Here is a 1,767-nt window from a genome sequence, read left to right as displayed (position 1 = left end):
CAAAACAGATCTAACCGCGTTTCCATTTACCATAATAAAAAGGCGCAAAGTGAATACTTTGCGCCTTTCTCTATTTCTAACTGTCGTGTTTAGGTATCTAGTGAATTTGATATTAATTAAAAGACGATCCCTACAAGCGACCAGTAATCACTTGATTACTTCTTGATACCTTCAACGTGTAGATCCATGTCTACGTAGCTTGAAGCGCCCATTACTGGAATGTTGAAATCGGCAAGTTCTAGACGTGTTGTACCAACGAAACCAGCACGCTCACCACCCCATGGGTCTTGACCTGCACCGATGAATTCAGCTTCGATAACGATTGGCTTAGTTACACCGTGAAGTTTAAGATCACCCATAACTTCAAGTTTGCCGTCGCCTTTATCAACAACTTTCGTGCTGTTGAATGTAGCGTCTGAGAACTTACCAGCGTCAATGAAATCAGAGCTACGAATGTGCTTATCACGCTCAGCATGGTTAGAGTCTAGGCTCGTAGTATCAACAACAACGTTTACTTTTGATGCTTCAACGTTGTTTGCGTCATACGAGAAATCACCAGAGAATGTGTTAAAACGCCCTTGGATAAAGCTGTAACCTAGGTGGCTAACTTTAAAGTTAACTGATGCGTGTGCACCTTTTGTATCAATCACGTAATCAGCAGCGTTAGCAGCGTTAGCAGCGAAAGGCATTGCCATAGCGAATGCTAATCCTGTAGCGATAATTGACTTTTTCATTTTGAAGCTCCTATCATTTTTCGTAGCGTATCGTCTTTGTCGATAACGTGGTGTTTTATCGCCGCTAAGGCGTGCACTGATGCCATAATGATCAGTACCCAGGCAGCATAGTAGTGAACCGTTCCTGCAAGATCAGATTGGTTTGCAAATAGTTCGCCCATACTAGGCACGGTGAACCAATTGAAAACATCGATCCCACGGCCATCTGATGTAGAAATCAAATAACCAGAAATAAATAAAACCGCTAAGTTAAGGTACATAAAGCCATGAGCAATTTTCGCAGCTACAACTTCGTAAGCTTTACCTTCTACTTTCGGTGACGCGGTAACTAACTTCCAAACCAAGCGAACCACAGTAACAACAGCCAAAAGAATGCCTACCGAACGGTGGTAGTCTGGTGCTGTTTTGTACCACTCGCTGTAATATGAAAGGTCAACCATCCACAGGCCAACGCCAAATAAACCAAAAATTGTTAGCGCTGAAATCCAATGCATCGCTCTTGCTAAAGGGTTGTAATTTCTAACGTTGTTTTCCATACATCTATTCCGAAAGTTAACGAGTCGTGTAGTTTTCAAAGCGTACCCTACACTAAGTTTCTGTAACATAGTATTTACCAAGCTTTACATTGGTAACATCATTTCAAATTAAACGAGTTATTCAAAATTTTTGAACAAGTTAGGGCACAACGTTAGATTTCAACGATTTGCTCAATCTCATAAAGCTCATCTGAGATATCCATCATCTTTCGTTCCATGACCTTTTGTGCGTCTTCTATCCCCTTGTTGTAGTAAACCGCACCAAACTTTTTACTGATGAAGTCAACCAAGAATTCTGTGTCGAACTGACCAAGTTCCACATCAAGCTCATCCTGAAGGTACTTCTGAAGCGTATGAGTAAGTTCTGACTTCTGTTTCGAATCTAATTGAATGGTCATTAACGTGTCCAAATAAAATGTAAGTAGAAGAATTGTGATTAACTGACTAAGCTTACGTTAACTCACTGCTACTTAGCTAACTAATCAAATCCTTCTAAC

3 protein-coding genes are annotated in these 1,767 nt (G+C 40.7%); all 3 read right to left on the bottom strand.

Annotated elements, in window-relative coordinates:
- Nucleotides 1–155: 155 nt before the first annotated feature.
- Complete coding sequence (locus BCT81_RS02650) at nucleotides 156–734, bottom strand: YceI family protein (protein ID WP_102423166.1); 579 nt, start codon at nucleotides 732–734, stop codon at nucleotides 156–158.
- The gene (locus tag BCT81_RS02645; protein WP_102423165.1) at nucleotides 731–1,270 is read right to left on the bottom strand and encodes a cytochrome b; all 540 of its coding nucleotides are present in this window, start codon (nucleotides 1,268–1,270) and stop codon (nucleotides 731–733) included. The genes BCT81_RS02650 and BCT81_RS02645 overlap by 4 nt, the downstream gene beginning before the upstream one ends.
- 152 nt (nucleotides 1,271–1,422) lie before the next feature.
- Nucleotides 1,423–1,668 (bottom strand): DUF2164 domain-containing protein, encoded by a 246-nt coding sequence (locus tag BCT81_RS02640; protein ID WP_102423164.1) that lies wholly within the window; start codon nucleotides 1,666–1,668, stop codon nucleotides 1,423–1,425.
- Between the last annotated feature and the right edge of the window lie 99 nt (nucleotides 1,669–1,767).

The organism is Vibrio sp. 10N.261.52.A1 (assembly GCF_002876325.1).
GTDB lineage: Bacteria > Pseudomonadota > Gammaproteobacteria > Enterobacterales > Vibrionaceae > Vibrio > Vibrio chagasii.
Note: the sequence above shows the minus strand (reverse complement) of the source record. Positions and strands in the feature narration are given on the sequence as shown.